This window comes from Campylobacter sp. BCW_6468, assembly GCF_001762865.1.
GTDB classification, from domain to species: domain Bacteria; phylum Campylobacterota; class Campylobacteria; order Campylobacterales; family Campylobacteraceae; genus Campylobacter_D; species Campylobacter_D jejuni.
In genome coordinates, this window is the sequence record NZ_MJXQ01000030.1 from 168,973 (window position 1) to 186,172 (window position 17,200).

The window sequence follows — 17,200 nt, forward strand, 5'->3', positions numbered from 1 at the left end:
GGGGGAAGTGAAATTTTTAAGTTTTACGCCATAGCACTAGCGCTAAAATTGTGATTAAATATATAGCATAAAATATTATATTATAAGGATAAGGTTGCATAGAAAGAAAAATAAGTATCGCTATGCCAACAAAAACCATAAACGCTATAAAATACAAACCACACATCAACACTATGGCAACAAAGCCAGCTATAAGGCTTAAAATTCCAAGTATTATTCCCATTGTTTATCCCACATAGGAGAACTCCACACAGAAGGAAAAATATACTGAGGAAAAGTTTGAAATTTTGTTTGCAGATAAAATCTCTGTGTTTTTCTCTCCATACTTTCACTTATCATTTTTACAACCGCTAAGTCATTTTTTTCGCTTTGTGTTTCCAAAAAAGCACTCAAGCATTTAAATTTTTTAGCATAGTCGATTACTTTTATCATTTGATCTTTATAAGACGACAAAAGAAATTCTGTTTTATGATTATTTTTAGAGGTAAAATTTTGCTCAAATTCTAAAAATTCCTTAGAATTAAAATATTTTGAAAAGCCGCTATAACACTCCATACATTCGCAAAGAAATTCTTGAATTTGATTTTTCTTTTGTTCGATTTCAAGCTCTCTTTTGAGTTTGTATTCTTCGGTATTGATCATATCTTTACAGCTTGGAACAATAGCATGTGTATCAAATTTTCTTTCTGGCTTGGATAATTTTTCGTATAATTTTTTTATGCCATATCCTGTAGCTGTAAGAGCTATACTACCAAATGCGATTTGTTTTAACATTTTCTCTCCTTGTTTTAAAATAACAAAGAAAGTATAAAACACCCTTGCGACAGGTTGTGTCGTAAAAAATAACTTTAAAATATTAAAAACTTATTTTATTAAAGCTAGCCTGTAAATTCAGTAGTTTCATAGCCTATAGGTTTATCTACAAAACAAGATTTTTCTTTTAAAAATACAACTTCTATAGTTCCAACAGGTCCATTTCTATTTTTTCCAACAATAATTTCAGCATTTTCTTGCATAGGATTTGGTATAAAAAGCCTTTGATAAGCTTTGCCTTCGGCTTTAGCTTTATTCTCTCTTTCTTTTTCTTCTTGTTCTCTATAAACCTCATCGCGATATACAAACAAAATAGCATCCGCATCTTGCTCTATAGCTCCACTTTCTCGCAAATCACTCATCAAAGGACGCTTATTTGCCCTTTGCTCTAAGCCACGATTAAGTTGTGAAAGTGCGATAATAGGCATATCAAGCTCCCTAGCCAAAAGCTTAAGTCCTCTTGAAATTTCACTAACTTGCAAATGTCTATCATTAAAATTTGAATTACTCATCATAAGCCCTATATAGTCAATCACACAAAGTCCTATACTTTCATCTTGAGATTTTAAACGCCTTAAAATAGCCCTTACATCAGCAATAGTTGCATAACCACTATCGTAAATATATAATTTCTTTTGACTATAATCATTGCAAGCATCTCCTAAACGCTCCCATTCATCATCGTTTAAATCTGCAGTTAAAATTTTTTGCAAAGGAATAGAAGTTTTAGAAGATAGCATTCTTTGCATGATTTGAGTTGCAGGCATTTCAAGAGAAAATAAAGCCACGCCTTTTTTTTGTCTTAAAACCTTATCAATGAAATTTAAACAAAGAGTTGTCTTTCCCATACCTGGACGCGCGGCGATTATTATAAGTTCACCCCCTTTAAAGCCTTTTGTCATTTTATTTAGACCTTCAAAACCTGTATCAAGCCCTATAATACCTTTATTTTCTAAAGTTTTTTGCTTTTTAAATTCTTCAAAAAGTTCTGATATTACCATATCAACATCTTTAATATCTCTAGAATTCACACGATTTGTAATGCTAAAAATTTCTTTACCAATTTCATCTGCGATTTCACTTACAGCACGATCTTCATTGATACGAGTTGGCAAAAGATGTGCAAAACTCAAGAGTTGTCTTTTTACGGACTTTTCGTGAAGTTCATTTACATAAGCAGGCAAATCTATCATAGAAGGAGTGGCAAGAATTTCTGCTAAAATTTGCTCATCTATTTTTTTATGTTTTCTTAAAAAACTTACAGAAATGGGCTCTTTGTTATTACTACAAGCTATAACCGCTTTAAAAATATCTTGGTGAGCTTTAAGACTAAAATCTTTTGGGCTAATATCACCTGCTATACTAGTATAAGCTTCTTCACTCATGATACAACTGCTTAAAATAGCTCGTTCTAAATCCAAGTCATAATACTCTTGCTGCACTAAATTTCCTTATAAATATAAATTAATTCTAAAAATTCTATCTAAAAAAACTTAAATTATAAAACTTAATTTTTTTATAAATATTTAATGTAATATTAGTTACAATTATAAATGTAATTTAATTACAAACAACAAACATTTCAAGGAGAACATTTGAAAAAATATTTATTTTCCTGTGTTTTAGCCTCCATTTTAACCCAATCAGCTACGGCTGTAGAATTTCAAGAAGGTTTTAGTGGAAATTTAAGCATAGGTGTGGGTGCAAGGGATATTAAAAGTAATATTTCAACCTTGGCAAACAGCGATTATCTAAGCAGTCACAATGCTGATAATTCAGACTCCTCTTTCATTCCTTTTATCGGTGCAGAACTTTACTATGGTAATCTTATAGATAATGATAGAATTTTTATTAAAAACTACAATGGAAGAGATATCAGCGGTATAGCTTTAGGCTACGAAAGAGCTTATTTAGAGCGTTTTAGCACTTCTTTTTCTGTAATTTCCTCTTTAAGAGAAAAAGCTTATGCAAATCCTTATGTAATAGGAAATAGAGAAGAAACTGATGTTGATAGATATGGTTTTAAAATCTCTCAACTTTATGAAAGTGATTTTGGGAAATTTACCACTTCATATTTATTTAGCAAAAACAAATATGATAAAGACACTATCGCACAAAGCTCTTTAAAAAGGGAGGGATATTATCACGAAATTGAATTAAACTATAATTATAGCTTATTAAACCTAGGACTAAATTATGATTACAATGATGCAGACGGAAAAGCTCAAAGCTATTCAAGATATGGTTTTAGTATAGGAACAAATTTGGCTTTTGCTAATGATTACATCTTCACTCCAAATTTAAATCTTAGCAAATATGAAGCAGTAGGAACTGATCCTATCTTCCACAAAAAACAAGATGGTAATATAGTTAAGCTTAATCTAAAAGTTGTTAAAAATCAATTTTTGGGTTATAACGGACTTTATGGTTTTGCAAATTATGGCATAGAAAAAAGAAATAGCGATATAGGATTTTATGATGAAACCTATCAAATTGTCCTAACTGGTATAGGATATAAATTCTAAAAATTATAAAAAAGCTCCTTTGATAAAATTTAAAAAAGATCTATCTCCTATAAAGATAGATCTTTAAAAATTCTTTTAAGAAAAATCCAAGCTAAAATCAAAACACAAAATTCAGCAAAAAATGGACTTAGCCATACTCCATTTAAACCCATAAAACAAGATAAAAACAAAAGAAAAAACAAAGGTATAAATAAATTTTGCGCCAAACTTAAAACCAAAGAAAAGCTTGCCTTATTAAAAGCTGTCAAAAAAGAACCACTTAGAACATTAAACCATGCAAAAAAATAATTAAAAGCAAAAAGCATCAAAGCTGTATAAGCAAAAGTTTTAAATTCTTGATTGTTTTCTTTTGTAAAAAGCATGATTAAATTTTCTCCAAATATCAATATAAGTACTATAGAGAATAAAGATAAAAATCCCCCTGCAAAAAATACCACTTTTACAATAGCTTTGATTCTTGAAAAATCTTTTTTAGCATAGTTGTAACTAAGCGCAGGCTGCATTGCATCACCCATAGCAATAATAAGCATTATAATAAAACTATCAATATATAAAACTATAGAAAAGGCTGCCACGGCTTGAGTATCAGAAATTTTTAATAAAACAAAATTTGCAAAAATACTATATAAAGATCCTGAAATATTGCCAAAAAACTCACTGCTTCCGTTATAAAGAATATTTTTAAAAATTTTTAAATTCATGTATAGGCTTGAAATTTTAAGCTCTAAATTTTGAAACAAGAAAGGAAAAATTCCAAAAATACCACCTAAAACAAGCCCCAAACAAGTTGCAAGAGCAGCTGAAAATAAGCCCCAACCCAACTCGACTATAAAAATATAATCAAGCACTATATTGCTTAATGCTATAATCACATTCATTACCATACTATAAGCAGTTTTTCCGCAAATTCTTAAATAATTATCCAAAGCAAAAGAAAGCATAGTAAAGGGCGCAAACAAAGCAAAAACAAACATACATTCTTTAGCCATCGTTTTAATCTCATCGCTAACATTTAAACAATCAATCAAAACAGGTCCTAAAAAATACTCTAAAATTCCGATAAAACAAGAGATTATAAAGATAATCAACATACTTGAGCTAAATATCTTTCTAGCTAAATTCTTCTTGCCTAAACCTAAATGCATAGAAATTTGCACTGCTGATCCTATGGCTATCATATCAGCCAAAGCAAAAGACATCATGATAAAGGGAATAATCAAGGCTAGTGCCGCTAAAGCATCACTTCCTAGATATTTTCCAACAAAAATTCCATCAACTATATAATAAAAAGAAATAAAAGCCATGCTTATAACATTTGGCACGGCACATTTTACAAAAAGCCTAAAAGGGCTTAAGGTGCTAAAAATACTTGACATAATAATCCTTAAAATATTTAAAATTAAAAATATTTTAAACCGCTAATAAAATGCCACAAGTCCTAGTATGTAAGAATTTAAATAAAGTAATTTCGCAATAAGTTTATTAATATTTATTTTATTTTGCATATGAATTTTCTAGATTAAACTAAAATAAAAATTTAGCCCAAAGGCTAAATTTTAAAGCACAGAAAGAATTTTCACAGCGTCATTTAACCCTGTAACTATACTTGCTCCATTTTTAGTAGCAATATCTCCTGCTACAAAGATGCCTTTAACATTGCTTTGTTTGTTTTTATCCATTAAAGGCACGCCTTTATCATCAACATTAATCCCACATTTTTGTAAAAAATCAAGTGGAGTAGAACCACCAATAGCATAAATGATTCTATCATAAATATCGCTTGTACCATCGGTAAAATTTACTTTAGCTTTGCCATTATCATCTTCTACTTCATTAATGTCAATTCCTAATTTTAACTCTACCTTACCCGAATTTCCAGCTTCGTGAATATCTTTAAGATTTATATCATTTAATCTTGTAAATTCTTTTTTACGATAACAAAGGCTAACTTGATTTGAATTTGCCAAATCCACAGCGTATTCTGCTGCTGAATTTCCGCCACCTACAACAAGAATTTTTTCATTTCCCAAAACTGAATTGGCATTAAAATTAATGATTTTTGTTAAAGTCATAGGAAGTTTGTAATCAGGTTTATTAGGTTTACCCATTCTACCTATAGCAACAATAATGTTTTTACACTCATAAACACCTTTAGCTGTACTTACTAAAAAAACTCCATTTTCATTTTTAACGCTCTCAACTTCAAAACCAAATTCAACTTCTATATTGTGCTCTTTTAAAGCGTTTTGAAAAGTTTCTATAGTGCTTTCTTTGGTGCCATCTTCAAAAGGAACATGTCCGTGATTGGTTCCTTCGCATCCCTTATAAGCTTTATCTACTCTTTTGCCATCCTTATAAAATTGCATTAAAGTTTGACAAATGTTATTTGATTTTTCTAGTATCAAAACTTCTTTGTTTTTAAGCTTGGCTTCAACTGCACAGCCTATCCCTGTTGGACCTGCACCTACTACAATTAAATCTATTTTTTTCATTTATATTTACCTTTCAATTCTAAATTTTTTTGTATAATTTATCAAGTTTTTTGTAAATAAAGGATTAAAAATGCGAAATTTGCTTGAAAATATTAAGAAAAATTCTCAAAAACTACTTAACTTAACGCCCAAAGATAAAGAAAAAATTATTCTAAAATTAGCTCAAATTTTAAGAGAAAATTTCAAAATTATCCTAGAAGCAAATAAAAAAGATATGGCAAATTTCACAAAAAGCGGAGCAATGAAAGATAGGCTTTTGTTAGATGAAAAACGTATTTTAGCTCTTTGCGAAGGCCTAGAAAAAATCGCTTACATCGAAGATCCTATAGGCAAAATTTCTAAAGGCTGGAAAAATTATGCGGGTTTAAACATACAAAAAATAAGCATTCCTTTAGGACTCATTTGTGTTATTTACGAAGCAAGGCCTAGTCTTAGCGCTGAAATCGCAGCTTTAATGATAAAAAGTTCCAATGCTTGTGTATTTAAAGGCGGAAGTGAAGCAAAATTTACAAATGAGGCTATATTTACTCTTGTTAATAAAGTACTTAAGGAATTTGATTTGCAAGATTGTTTTGCTATGTTTACCCAAAGAGATGAAATCTTGCAAATTCTAGCCTTTGATGATTTAATCGATGTGATCATACCTCGCGGAAGTTCAAATATGATACAAGAAATTGCAAACAATACCAAAATTCCTCTCATTAAGCAAAATAAAGGCTTGTGTCATGCTTTTGTAGATCAAAGTGCTAACTTAGATATGGCTTTAAAAATAATCCTTAATGCAAAGTGTCAAAGAGTAAGTGTTTGTAACGCTTTAGAAACGCTTTTAATCCATGAAAAAATTGCTAAAAATTTTATAAGTCTTTTAATACCTGAATTTGAAAAATTTAAGGTAAAAATTCACGCCCATGAAAATGCTTTGGCTTATTTTAACAACTCAAATTTAGAAATTTTTAAAGCAAATGAAAATACCTTTGATACAGAATGGCTTGATTTTGCTTTAAGTGTAAAATTAGTAAAAGATTGCGATGAAGCTATAGAGCATATCAATAAACACAGCTCCTTGCATTCTGAAACCATTATCTCAAATGATGCTTCAAATATCGCTAAATTTCAACGCCTTATAAACTCATCTTGTATTTATGCTAATGCTTCAACGCGTTTTAGCGATGGAGGAGAATTTGGCTTTGGTGGAGAAGTTGGAATTTCAACCAGCAAATTGCATGCAAGAGGTCCTATGGGGATTGAAGATATTTGCACTTATAAATATATAATCAATGGGGAAGGACAAATTCGAGAGTGAATAAAATAGAAATACTAAAGCAACACTTTAAAGAAATTGCTAAATTAAATTCAAGCGAACAAGTTTGGCAAATGCCTTTTTTTGCGGCTTTAGGCGTAGGTATAGTTTTAGGGCTTAGTGTATTTTTTGGAAAATTAAACTATGGACTCATTGCCATGACAGGAGCTTTGTCTTTTTTATATGTTCCAAACACTCCTTTATATCATAGAATGGCTGTTGTGATGTGCTGTTCTTTTGGCATAGTTTCTAGTTTTTTCTTAGGAATTTTAACTCATTTTTTGCCTGCAATTTTTGCCTTCATCCCTATAGGAATTATGGCCATGGGAAGTTCTATTTTAATTAGATACTATAACATTGGTGCACCTGGATATTTTTTCTTTGTATTTTCTTGTGTTTTAGGAGCCTATTCTCCTTTTGAAGCTAAGGATTTTATCTTTTTAGTAGGTCTTGTTTTTCTTGGAGCAATGGTAGCTAATTTAATGGCTTTGTTATATTCTATCGTTGTGATTTATGGATTTAAAAATGCTTTACCTAGCGAAATTCCACCTAGAGAATACATAGGTTTTGATGCAGTTTTTGTGGATTCTTTGATCATGGGTTCTTTTGTGGCTTTTTCTATATTTATAGGAACTTTTTTAGAACTTGAAAGAAGTTATTGGATAGCCATTTCTTGTACAGCTATTATGCAAGGTGTAACTTTAAATTCTATATGGATTAAACAAATTCAACGCATCATAGGAACGGCCTTAGGAGTATGTTTTGCATGGTGGCTTTTATCTAAACAATTTCACGATATAGAGCTTATTTTACTTATGATGTCTTTGTTTTTTATAGGACAATTTTTAGTCAATCGAAACTATGCTTTAGCTATGATTTTCTTTACTCCTTATGCTACTTATCTTTCGGAAGCAGCTAATTTTATGAGTGAAAATGCAGATAAATTAATACTCGCTCGTTTAATTGATGTTGTAATAGGAAGCATTTTAGGGCTTTTAGGTGGTTTTGTGATTTACAAACCTTATCTAAGAGTGCATTTTGAACGCATTGCAAAATACATCTTTAGGATAAAACAAAAAGCTTAAAAGCCAAATAAAGCACAAGCATTATCCCCTAAAATTTGCTCTTGTTCTTTTTTAGATACGACAACTTCATTAAAAGCTACTAGAGCCGATGAAAAATTAACATTTGATTCAAAATTTGTATGTGGCCAATCGCTTCCAAAAACAAAATTGCTAAGTGGAAAATGTTCTTTTAAAATTTCATATATTTTCTTTGCAAATTTTACAGCTTGTTCATTATTAGCATAATCTATTTTTGCTCTATAAAAACCGCTAATTTTAAAAAATATTCTAGAGTTTTTTAAGCAAATTAAATCCTCTAAATTTGTTAAGTTTGCATTAGCTCTTGCTAAATGATCGATAACAATATTACAACCATAAGGAATTAAATTTTCAACAATATCAACAAGATTATTATCTAAATCTCTTTGAATTTCTATTTGCATTTTAAGCTTACTTAAATTTTCAAAAAATTGAGTCCAAACCATACTTTTAAAATTTGGCAATTCTTTGCCAATTAAATTTAATCTAACTCCACAAGCTTTTCTTTCTTTTAGTTTTTTAAGCTCATCAAATTTAATATTTTCATCAACCACAACTATAGCTTTTATATTTTCATCTTTTTCGATACTCTGAAGTAAAAATTCATTATCAACACCTAAAAAACTTGGCTGAACTAAAATCCCTTTATCAAAATCATAATGATCTAAATTTGCCTTATAATCTTTAAAACTAGCGTCATAATCAGGTTTATATCTTGCATTTGCAACCGTATTTAACTTTTTCAAAAATATATGTGCATGAGTATCAATCTTCATTAAATTATCCTTATAAAATAAAACTCATTATAATAGTGGCTAAAATCGCCGCTATAAATCCTATAGGCACAGCTTTAATAAGTAAATCTTTAAATAATTTTTCCTTATATTTGTCAGGACAAGATCCTAAAATTAGACTTCCTCCAGAAGAAAAAGGAGAAATAGCAGAAGCTTGAGCCCCTACAACAATACAAGAAAAAAGCAATGCCTCGCTTAATCCACTGCTTGCAGCAATACTTGGAACTATAGGAAAAAGCGCTGGAGTAACCACACCCAAAGTACTTGAAAAAAGCGACATAAAAGCTGCAATAGCACACATTATTAACGGAATAAAAATCACATTGATCTCATTTTCTACAAGATCTGAAAATAATTTTATAACCCCTGCTTCAACTGCTATGCTAATTAACATCCCTACTCCACAAATCATTATCAAGGTTCCCCAAGGAATTAAAGCAACAACTTGTTTCTCATCAGCTAATTTTAAAAATAAAGCAATGGCAACAAAAATCATGGCTATCATGGCTATATCTATTTTTTTATTAAAATAACTAATTGTCTCATTATGTGGAAAAATAATATTTAGCACAGGAAAGATTAAAACAACAACAATCATCATAAACATGAGAATTAAAGTAGTTTTTTGTTTATAATCAAATGGATCAGGTTTTAAAATAACACTAATTTTTATATTATTTTTAAAAGCATTAAACACAAAAAAAGATAATACCACAATAGGCAAGATTATAGTAAAAGCAAAAATAATACTAGAATTTACAAAAGCTTCATTTGCTTCAATGCCTGAATTTTCCATCAATCCTCGAAAAATAATCCCGCTTTGAGAAGTCATAAAATTTGCTCCTCCCAAAGCACCATAATTTATAGCCATAGCTCCAGCAATTTTGCTTAAACCGATTTTATCGCAAAGTAAAAAAGTAAGTGGTGCCATAAAAGCTAAAACTGTATAAAAACCTGCTCCTAAAGCAGCTATAATAGCACTAACCACAAAAATAACAAAAGGAAGCAAATAAGGATGATTAGCAAAACGATACATCAAATGTCCAGCTAATTTTTCAAGAGTTCCATTTACGGTTGCAAAATTATAAAACAATGAGACAGCAAAAATAACAAAAAATATAGAAATAGGCCAAAAAGCTATGATTTTTTTAGGAGCTAAATCCATAAAAAAAGCTCCTATAATATAAGCAAAAATCATAGCAAAAATTCCAACATTATGTCTAGTAATATAGCCCAAAATAATAGCCACTATAATACTAGAGATGATTAAAAAAACCATTATCATCCTTTAAAATATTATAGAGCTTATAATATCAAAAAATATATTTTTCAAAGCATAAAAACAAAATCTAAATTTAAAAAATATCTATTTAGCAACAAATTTACTCATCTTATGAAATTTTTTATAAAATATCCACATCCAGAGCAAGCAAAGCAAAGCTTCCTAGCCAATGCGACCCAAGATAATCATCTTCTATATGAGCTATAGCTTTATCAAAATGCTCTGTAGCATTGCTTCTTAAAAGAATTTTTAAATTTTCATCGCAAAAATTTGAAAGTATTTTAAAACACCAAGCACGGCTTAAATTTAACCCATCTAAATGTGCTATTTTACCATCGCTCCTATCACTCACACTCACAGGGGTAAATAAAGTTGCAGGCTCTTTTGCTTCTAAATTTGGCAAATATGCTTTAAAAAATTTTACAAAATCATTTTTATGTAAAACAGCACTTAAAAGCACCGCTTCCATCAAAACAGGAGATAAAAACTCATCTCCACAAGGCTCTAAAGCTTGCATATTTTTATCATTTAAAAACCACTTTTTAGCACTTTGGATGATGCAATACTCCAATTCTTGATCTTTTTTAAATCTTGCATATTCTAAAGCAAAATACAAAGCAAAAGAGCTATTAAAATGGGTTCCAACTCGTATAGGATAATCCATCTTAGGTAAAAACTCCTTAAATTCTTTAACAAAGAAATCAGCTATGCCTTCTAAATTTTTAGCCCAAATTTCAGCTTTGTCATTTTCTTTAGCAAGTAAATTTATCTCCAAAGTCAGTTTTAAAAACCATCCCCATCCATAAGGTCTTTCAAAACCTTTGTGTGCAGGGTTTTGAAGATATTTAAGCTCTCCTTCTGCTTTTTCTTTGCTAAATTGAGAATCTAGAGCTTTGATGATTTCATCCTTTGGAGCAAAATGAGAAAAATCTTTTAAAATTTTCACCAAAAGCCAGTGAGAATGCACGCTAGAATGCCAATCATAAGAACCATAAAATATAGGATACATAAGTTTTGGCGGTTTAATATCATTGATATCATTAAAAGAATGTGTGATTTTATTTGGCAATTCTCTAAAAATATTTTCTAGTGCAATAAAGCTAAATTGTTTTATAAATTTTTCCATTATTTCTCCTTAAAATCTAAAAGCTAAAAAATACATTAAAAAGATATTAGCTACAAGCAAAACAAGTCCTGACATAAACTGGGCTTTAATTACGCCATTTTTATCATCCAAATTTAAAAGTGCCGCAGGAACTATATTAAAATTTGCAGCCATAGGCGTCATTAAAGTTCCGCAAAATCCACTAAGCATTCCAATCGCACCTATAATAGCAGGATTTGCATGCATTTGTATGATTAAAATCGGCAAAGCAATAGCAGCAGTAATCACAGGAAAAGCTGCAAAAGCATTGCCCATTACTATAGTAAAAAGCGCCATAGCGATACAATACACAGCTACTGCAATAAAAGCATTATCCAAACTAATATAACTAGATAAAAGTTTAGATACTTGATCGCCCATTCCTGTAGAAACAAAAACTACCCCAAGTGTAGCCAAAATTTGCGGTAAAAGCGCCGCCCAACTAATGTGATCCATAGTATGTGCTGCATCTTTAACAGCTCTTTTAGGAGAAGCCTTAAACATAAAACAAGCAACTATTGAAGAAATAATTATACCTATAATCAAAGCCATCAATGTAGCATTTTTATTTTCAAAAAAACTCAAATGGGGAAATAAAAAAGTCCCAATAAGTGTAATCAAAGGAACCATTAAAGCAGGAATAAAAAGTTTATTTTTATAAATATTTGCATGTTTTATCTCGTATTCTTTTTCTTCTTTGCTAACTTCGATCTTTGCTGGTTTTAATAAATTAAACCCTGCTATAAGTGCTAGTAAAATCACTATACAACCCATCACAAAATGAGGCAAAACTCCTGCTAGTAAAAAAGTAAAACTATAACTTATCCAAAATACCCCGCCGCTTATTCTTGATTTTATATCTTTAGCTTGATTAGAAAAACTTAAAATTCCAAAAACTAAAAATAAAATTCCTACAATATAATAAAGTAAATCAAGACTTATCATCACTCAACCCTTTATAAGTTTTTTCCAATCTTTTATCAAATAAATAAAGTCTAGAGCAATGGATAATTAAAGCCAAAATTCCAGTTGGTATAGCCCAAACTGATAAATGCAATGGCTCAACAATAATACCATTGCTCTCATAAAAAGCTTTAATAAATAAAATAGAATGCACGGCTATAAAAATATCCTCTCCAAAAAATACAGCAACATTATCCGTTCCCGCAGAAAAAGCTTTGATTTTTTGACTATCTTTATGTGTTAAGTTTTTAAATTTAAGCTTAGCTGCAGCTTCTGCCATAGGGGCTATTAAAGGTCTTATCATCTGCGCATGTCCGCCTAAAGATAAAAGCCCTAAAGCTGCAGTAACTTGTCTAAAAACAAAATAACACATTAAAATTCGTCCTGTACTGGCAACTTTTATTTTGGATATTAAATTTTTAGCCTGCTCTCTTAAGCCTTTGCGTTCCAAAACAGCAAGTAAAGGTAAAATAAGCCAAATTATAGCAACATAGCGATTATCTACAAAAGATTTTCCTATATCACTAACAACCTTAACAAAATCAAAACCTGAAACAAGTCCAGCATAAATTCCAACTGAAGTTACCACTAAAAAGGGGTTAATCTTTAAAGCAAAACCTAAAACAATCAAAGGTATAGAAGCAAGAAGTAACCATTCCATCAACCATCTCCACAATATGAATTAGAAATATTATAGAAATTTTAAATTGAAGAAAAGTTTAAAAAAATATTTTTAAGAATGGAATGAGAAATTAAGTAACAAAATAAATTTTATATAAATTTAAAAAAAGCCTTGGAATAGTCCAAAAGCTTTTTTTGTATTATTTGTTCGCTCTTTCTATATACTCACCACGCACAGTATCAACGCGTATAACTTCACCTTCTAACACATGAAAAGGAATTTGCACTACTGCGCCTGTTTCCAATGTAGCCGGTTTTTTATTTGATCCTTGAGTATCACCCTTAAAATTTGGAGCTGTTTCGATGATTTTGAGTTCAACAACTTGTGGAACTTCTACGCCGATAGCTTTACCATTATGGAAAAGCACATCTACCATCATACCATCAAGCATCCATTTTTTCGCCTCACCTACATCATCATCACTAATAGCTACTTGTTCATATGTTTGCGTATCCATAAATTGGCAATTTTCACCATCATCATAAAGATACTGCATAGTTTTATCTTCTAAATTTGGAGCTTCACATTTATCACCTGCATGGAAAGTTTTTTCAAGTACTTTACCATCAATAAAAGATTTGATTTTAATACGCACAAAAGCAGGACCTTTGCCTGGTTTTACATGCTGATACTCGACTATTTTAAAAGGAATTCCATCGATTTCTATTTTAAGTCCCTTTTTTAAATCACCCATTGAATAAGATGCCATAAATTTCCTTTGTTAAAAAATAAAAAACAATTTTATCAAATTTTGATTGATATCACAATAAAATTATTTTATTTGATGAAAAAATAAGTAAAATTACGTTAAAATCCAAATTTAAAGCATAGTAAATGCTCGCTTCTTTTTAGGAGAGGAAAGTCCGAGCTGCTAAAGACAAACATTCCATCTAACAGATGGCTAGGGTAACCTAAGGGATAGTGCAACAGAAAGAAAACTACCACGCAAGTGGAAAAGGTGAAACGGCGGGGTAAAAGCCCACCAGCGATTTTGGTAACAATTTCGGCTATGTAAACCCAATGTGCAGCAAGAAGGGATGGTTAGCGTCTTTGTTTTAACCCTTCGCTTGATTTTGTTTGCAAAAACAAAACTAGATAAATGAGCATTCAAGACAGAACTCGGCTTATCGCTATGCTTTTTTAAGATTTAAAATATGTCAACGCTTTTTGAAATTTTTGAATTTCAACAGCTTTTGTTTTTTTCTTTTGTTCAATCAGTATAACAGCTTCTTGCAAAAGAGCTTGAACTTGATAGAATACATCATTTGCATTTTCTTTTAAAAAATCTTCTGAAGGCGATTCTTTGGCTAAATTTTTAATAAAAGCTTTCATATCAAGTTCATCAAGTAAATTTTCAAGTTTATTGACATCTTCTTGGATTAATGCAAGTTTAAAATCACTGAGCCACTGTTTCATTGTTATGCACTTCTCTCCAAGCTTCTAGCAAACCTTTGGTTACATTTATAACTTCATTGATTCTATCTTCGTTATTTTCTAAATTTGCCAAAGATAAAAGTTGAATTTCTCTTGTATAAAGCCCGCTTAAATAATGTGCCACTTCTCCGCCTTTTTCATAGTTTAAAGTATTAATAAGCTCTATAAAAATAGCCGTGGTTCTTTTTACAAAATACACTCTTTGTTCTATATCTTCATTTCTTATGGCTACTTTAGCTCTTGCACAAAAACGCAAAATTCCCTCATAAAGCATTTCAATAAGTTTTTGCGGGGACTCTATCCCCACTTGATTTTGAGAATAAGCATTATAGGCTAAATTATTTTGCATCTTTTTTATCCTTAATTATTAGAATTGTTTGCCGCATTAATCATATTAGTCACAGTATTTAGCTGTTGATTGAGTTTATTTAAAATACTCTCATATTGCAACCATTGATTCGCCATTGTATCATATCTTGTATCAATCATAGCCTGAGTCGAGTCTTTAGAGGTATTTAATGATTTAATATCATTTGTCAAACTCTCATCATATTTTGTAATTGAACCATCTTTTCCAGTCATCTCTTGCAACGTGGCTTTTAATTTTGAAAAAATACCTTTACCTTCTATAGGCTTAGAGGTTATATTTACATCAGACAAACCTAATTCCTTGAGAATGTTAGCATCTCCTTTGATTGAAAAATCCGAGCTACCATCTCCACTAAAATTCAACCTAAACCCTGTAACATTGTTTTGATTATAGGATTCAACCTTAACTTTTAAGCCTTCAATACCTTTACTGTTTATATGATTAGCTAAATTTTGAAGCAATTCTTCCTCTGTTTTCCCTGTTAATTTAAAATTAGTACCATCAGAATTTTTAGATAAATCATATGTTTGATTATTAAAAACTATAGTAAAATCTCCTGGTTTAAATTCTAAACCATTGGAATTAAGATATTTACTTAAACTTCCTGTCTTAATTACCTCTCCTGTGTGATTAATGTCTTCGTATTTAGTAATATTTGAAAAAAAACTTTCAGTAGAGTCTGGATCTTCTTTAACTTTTTGTTCAAATTTAGAAGAATCAAAACTCAAAGTGCCTGCATCATTTAAACTTAAGCCAAAATCCTGCATAGAAAGCATAACCTTAGTATTCACTTTATTACCATTTGCATCTTCAGTAGTTCCATCAACAACTTGAGAATCAAACAAATCAGCAAGAATGCTTGAGCGTATTGAATTTACTTCACTGATGCCTTGTAAAGTTCCTTTTGTTCCAGTTTCGCTATTATAGTCAGTTGCAGCATTAAGATTGGTTACTAAATCATTATAAGCATCCACCAAATCTTGCATGGCTTTTGTCACACCTTCAAAATCTTGCTGTACATCAAAATTAATTTCACCTGTTTTATTTAAAGTTAAAGTCATTCCTACACCAAGATCGGTAACAGTATTACTTGATCTAAACATCTTAATACCATCAAGTGTGAATTCTGCATTTTGCGCAGTTTGGATATGCAAAGAAGTATTCTTAATGCCATAACCTTTTTTATCCTTAGCTGGATCAATAGAACTCGTTGTATCTAATTCCCATCCAAGATTTTTGAATATTGTTTCTGCATTTGAATCACTTGTATACTTACCATTCGAATCTTTTTTTCCCGCATAGAAACTTATCGCACTGTCTTCGCCTGTTTCTTTACTGGTTAAAGTTAAGCGGTAAGGAGTGCCTTTCTCTCCTGTGTTTACAATCTTAGCGACAATCTCTCCTCCGCTAGCTTCATTAATTTTATCAGCTAAATCTCTATAGGTTGTGTTTTTATCTACCGTAACAGTATATTCTTTGCCATTTGAAAAAAAAGTAAGATCGGTGGTTCCAGCTAAATTTGCATTAATAAAACCACTGTCATTTGCCAATCCTTGACTTTGATATACATCTTTTTGTGCAAGTTGAGTAACATTGATATTCATGCTTTGTAAAGCAACACCCGAATTAACTGTAAGACTTGCTGGAGGATTATCGCTAATACTTCCTACAACTTTTCTTTTCGCAAAAACCGTAGCATCAGCTAATGATGAAACAGCCGTCTGAAAACTTAGTAATTTAGTTTTGATTTCTGTTAAATCTTTTTGTTTGGTTGTATTTTCTTCAATTTTTTTAGTATAAGGATCAATACGAGCTTTTTGCTCTGCTTCTTTTAATTTATCTATAGTATCCTGAGTTAAAACCCCAGAACCAAATCCTAAACTAGATAGACTACCAAATGCCATTTTTAACTCTCCTTATCAAATATCATTCCTATCACATCCCTAAAATACTCAGCTAATCTCATAGCTTCTTCACTAGGAATTTGACGGATTTCCCTTCCAGTACTTTTTTCAGTCACGCTAATATACATAGAACCGATTTTATCACTATAACCAAAACGAACATTGGTATCTAGAGAATCCATTTGCTCATTTAACTTTTTTGTAATATCAGCTAACTTTTCACTCACACCTCGTTGCTGTCCATCATCGCCTCCTTGGCTTTGACTTCTATCGGTTTGAATGTTTAAACTAGCCTGTGTCTCACTTGTTCTTTGGCTAATGTTTGCCAAAGCTGTATCCATTTGCCCATTTGCCTTCGATATTTCCATTTTAAAATCCTTTTTAAAATTTCCTA

General features: G+C 30.7%; 18 protein-coding genes and 1 other RNA gene. 4 read left to right on the top strand and 15 right to left on the bottom strand.

The genetic code is table 11. The features are described from left to right. Positions 1–16 precede the first annotated feature (16 nt). From AJ889_RS03650 to AJ889_RS03660, 3 genes are all read right to left on the bottom strand, one after another. Positions 17–223: a hypothetical protein gene (locus AJ889_RS03650; protein ID WP_002935997.1), complete on the bottom strand. Its 207-nt coding sequence runs from the start codon at positions 221–223 to the stop codon at positions 17–19. Further along, a complete protein-coding gene (locus tag AJ889_RS03655; RefSeq protein WP_079254347.1) occupies positions 214–816 on the bottom strand; it encodes a hypothetical protein in 603 nt (200 codons plus the stop codon). The genes AJ889_RS03650 and AJ889_RS03655 overlap by 10 nt, the downstream gene beginning before the upstream one ends. Before the next feature lie 62 nt (positions 817–878). Further along, positions 879–2,255, bottom strand: a complete 1,377-nt coding sequence (locus AJ889_RS03660; protein ID WP_032584709.1) for a replicative DNA helicase — start codon at positions 2,253–2,255, stop codon at positions 879–881. A gap of 153 nt (positions 2,256–2,408) precedes the next feature. On the opposite strand from AJ889_RS03660, the gene AJ889_RS03665 reads away from it, so the two are divergent. Then, complete coding sequence (locus AJ889_RS03665; protein WP_002859085.1) at positions 2,409–3,338, top strand: DUF2860 domain-containing protein; 930 nt, start codon at positions 2,409–2,411, stop codon at positions 3,336–3,338. 47 nt (positions 3,339–3,385) lie between these two features. On the opposite strand, the gene AJ889_RS03670 is transcribed toward AJ889_RS03665, so the two are convergent. Both AJ889_RS03670 and AJ889_RS03675 read right to left on the bottom strand, forming a co-directional pair. Continuing rightward, positions 3,386–4,714 (bottom strand): MATE family efflux transporter, encoded by a 1,329-nt coding sequence (locus tag AJ889_RS03670; RefSeq protein ID WP_002935306.1) that lies wholly within the window; start codon positions 4,712–4,714, stop codon positions 3,386–3,388. A 180-nt stretch (positions 4,715–4,894) separates the two neighbouring features. Then, a complete protein-coding gene (locus AJ889_RS03675; RefSeq protein ID WP_002908986.1) occupies positions 4,895–5,830 on the bottom strand; it encodes an NAD(P)-binding domain-containing protein in 936 nt (311 codons plus the stop codon). Positions 5,831–5,900: 70 nt separating this feature from the next. Here AJ889_RS03675 and AJ889_RS03680 point away from each other — a divergent pair, with 70 nt between their 5' ends. Together AJ889_RS03680 and AJ889_RS03685 are read left to right on the top strand one after the other, a co-directional pair. Then, a complete protein-coding gene (locus AJ889_RS03680; RefSeq protein ID WP_002887669.1) occupies positions 5,901–7,133 on the top strand; it encodes a glutamate-5-semialdehyde dehydrogenase in 1,233 nt (410 codons plus the stop codon). Then, the gene (locus tag AJ889_RS03685; RefSeq protein WP_032584712.1) at positions 7,130–8,215 is read left to right on the top strand and encodes an FUSC family protein; all 1,086 of its coding nucleotides are present in this window, start codon (positions 7,130–7,132) and stop codon (positions 8,213–8,215) included. Before AJ889_RS03680 ends, AJ889_RS03685 begins: the two co-directional genes overlap by 4 nt. Here AJ889_RS03685 and AJ889_RS03690 read toward each other — a convergent pair. The 6 genes from AJ889_RS03690 to efp all read right to left on the bottom strand — a co-directional run bounded on the left by AJ889_RS03690 (position 8,212) and on the right by efp (position 13,807). After that, a complete protein-coding gene (locus tag AJ889_RS03690; protein ID WP_002887670.1) occupies positions 8,212–9,009 on the bottom strand; it encodes an amidohydrolase in 798 nt (265 codons plus the stop codon). The two genes, AJ889_RS03685 and AJ889_RS03690, sit on opposite strands and share 4 nt — an antisense overlap. 10 nt (positions 9,010–9,019) lie before the next feature. Then, a complete protein-coding gene (locus AJ889_RS03695; RefSeq protein WP_074484738.1) occupies positions 9,020–10,312 on the bottom strand; it encodes an SLC13 family permease in 1,293 nt (430 codons plus the stop codon). Between the two features lie 118 nt (positions 10,313–10,430). Continuing rightward, a complete protein-coding gene (locus AJ889_RS03700; RefSeq protein WP_070293263.1) occupies positions 10,431–11,435 on the bottom strand; it encodes a DUF2891 domain-containing protein in 1,005 nt (334 codons plus the stop codon). A 9-nt stretch (positions 11,436–11,444) separates the two neighbouring features. Next, positions 11,445–12,398 carry a DUF979 domain-containing protein gene (locus tag AJ889_RS03705; RefSeq protein ID WP_002859936.1) on the bottom strand — a complete coding sequence of 318 codons (954 nt, stop codon included), beginning with the start codon at positions 12,396–12,398 and terminating at the stop codon, positions 11,445–11,447. After that, positions 12,385–13,077 carry a DUF969 domain-containing protein gene (locus AJ889_RS03710; RefSeq protein WP_002856730.1) on the bottom strand — a complete coding sequence of 231 codons (693 nt, stop codon included), beginning with the start codon at positions 13,075–13,077 and terminating at the stop codon, positions 12,385–12,387. The genes AJ889_RS03705 and AJ889_RS03710 overlap by 14 nt, the downstream gene beginning before the upstream one ends. A 160-nt stretch (positions 13,078–13,237) precedes the next feature. Further along, positions 13,238–13,807: an elongation factor P gene (efp, locus tag AJ889_RS03715; RefSeq protein WP_002855210.1), complete on the bottom strand. Its 570-nt coding sequence runs from the start codon at positions 13,805–13,807 to the stop codon at positions 13,238–13,240. Between the two features lie 113 nt (positions 13,808–13,920). Between efp and rnpB the strand changes: the two genes are divergently transcribed. Beyond that, positions 13,921–14,241, top strand: an RNA gene (gene rnpB, locus AJ889_RS03720) — RNase P RNA component class A. On the opposite strand, the gene AJ889_RS03725 is transcribed toward rnpB, so the two are convergent. The 4 genes from AJ889_RS03725 to AJ889_RS03740 are packed head-to-tail and all read right to left on the bottom strand — an operon-like array spanning position 14,239 to position 17,174. Further along, positions 14,239–14,514: a hypothetical protein gene (locus tag AJ889_RS03725; protein ID WP_002776186.1), complete on the bottom strand. Its 276-nt coding sequence runs from the start codon at positions 14,512–14,514 to the stop codon at positions 14,239–14,241. The genes rnpB and AJ889_RS03725 overlap by 3 nt on opposite strands. Beyond that, positions 14,495–14,881, bottom strand: a complete 387-nt coding sequence (gene fliS, locus AJ889_RS03730) for a flagellar export chaperone FliS (RefSeq protein WP_002776169.1) — start codon at positions 14,879–14,881, stop codon at positions 14,495–14,497. Before fliS ends, AJ889_RS03725 begins: the two co-directional genes overlap by 20 nt. 11 nt (positions 14,882–14,892) lie before the next feature. Beyond that, on the bottom strand, positions 14,893–16,806 hold the full coding sequence (gene fliD, locus AJ889_RS03735; RefSeq protein WP_070293266.1) for a flagellar filament capping protein FliD: 1,914 nt from the start codon (positions 16,804–16,806) through the stop codon (positions 14,893–14,895). 2 nt (positions 16,807–16,808) lie between these two features. Then, positions 16,809–17,174, bottom strand: coding sequence for a FlaG family protein (locus AJ889_RS03740; RefSeq protein WP_002858519.1), 366 nt, complete (start codon positions 17,172–17,174; stop codon positions 16,809–16,811). Positions 17,175–17,200 lie beyond the last annotated feature (26 nt).

Bases quoted from the DNA above. Each gene is read 5' to 3' on its own strand.
- AJ889_RS03700 (WP_070293263.1), bottom strand. From the start codon at position 11,435: ATGGAAAAATTTATAAAACAATTTAGCTTTATTGCACTAGAAAATATT.
- AJ889_RS03690 (WP_002887670.1), bottom strand. From the start codon at position 9,009: ATGAAGATTGATACTCATGCACATATATTTTTGAAAAAGTTAAATACG.
- AJ889_RS03740 (WP_002858519.1), bottom strand. From the start codon at position 17,174: ATGGAAATATCGAAGGCAAATGGGCAAATGGATACAGCTTTGGCAAAC.
- AJ889_RS03670 (WP_002935306.1), bottom strand. From the start codon at position 4,714: ATGTCAAGTATTTTTAGCACCTTAAGCCCTTTTAGGCTTTTTGTAAAA.
- AJ889_RS03680 (WP_002887669.1), top strand. From the start codon at position 5,901: ATGCGAAATTTGCTTGAAAATATTAAGAAAAATTCTCAAAAACTACTT.
- fliS (WP_002776169.1), bottom strand. From the start codon at position 14,881: ATGCAAAATAATTTAGCCTATAATGCTTATTCTCAAAATCAAGTGGGG.
- AJ889_RS03695 (WP_074484738.1), bottom strand. From the start codon at position 10,312: ATGATAATGGTTTTTTTAATCATCTCTAGTATTATAGTGGCTATTATT.
- AJ889_RS03675 (WP_002908986.1), bottom strand. From the start codon at position 5,830: ATGAAAAAAATAGATTTAATTGTAGTAGGTGCAGGTCCAACAGGGATA.
- AJ889_RS03710 (WP_002856730.1), bottom strand. From the start codon at position 13,077: ATGGAATGGTTACTTCTTGCTTCTATACCTTTGATTGTTTTAGGTTTT.
- AJ889_RS03705 (WP_002859936.1), bottom strand. From the start codon at position 12,398: ATGATAAGTCTTGATTTACTTTATTATATTGTAGGAATTTTATTTTTA.
- fliD (WP_070293266.1), bottom strand. From the start codon at position 16,806: ATGGCATTTGGTAGTCTATCTAGTTTAGGATTTGGTTCTGGGGTTTTA.
- AJ889_RS03650 (WP_002935997.1), bottom strand. From the start codon at position 223: ATGGGAATAATACTTGGAATTTTAAGCCTTATAGCTGGCTTTGTTGCC.
- AJ889_RS03725 (WP_002776186.1), bottom strand. From the start codon at position 14,514: ATGAAACAGTGGCTCAGTGATTTTAAACTTGCATTAATCCAAGAAGAT.
- efp (WP_002855210.1), bottom strand. From the start codon at position 13,807: ATGGCATCTTATTCAATGGGTGATTTAAAAAAGGGACTTAAAATAGAA.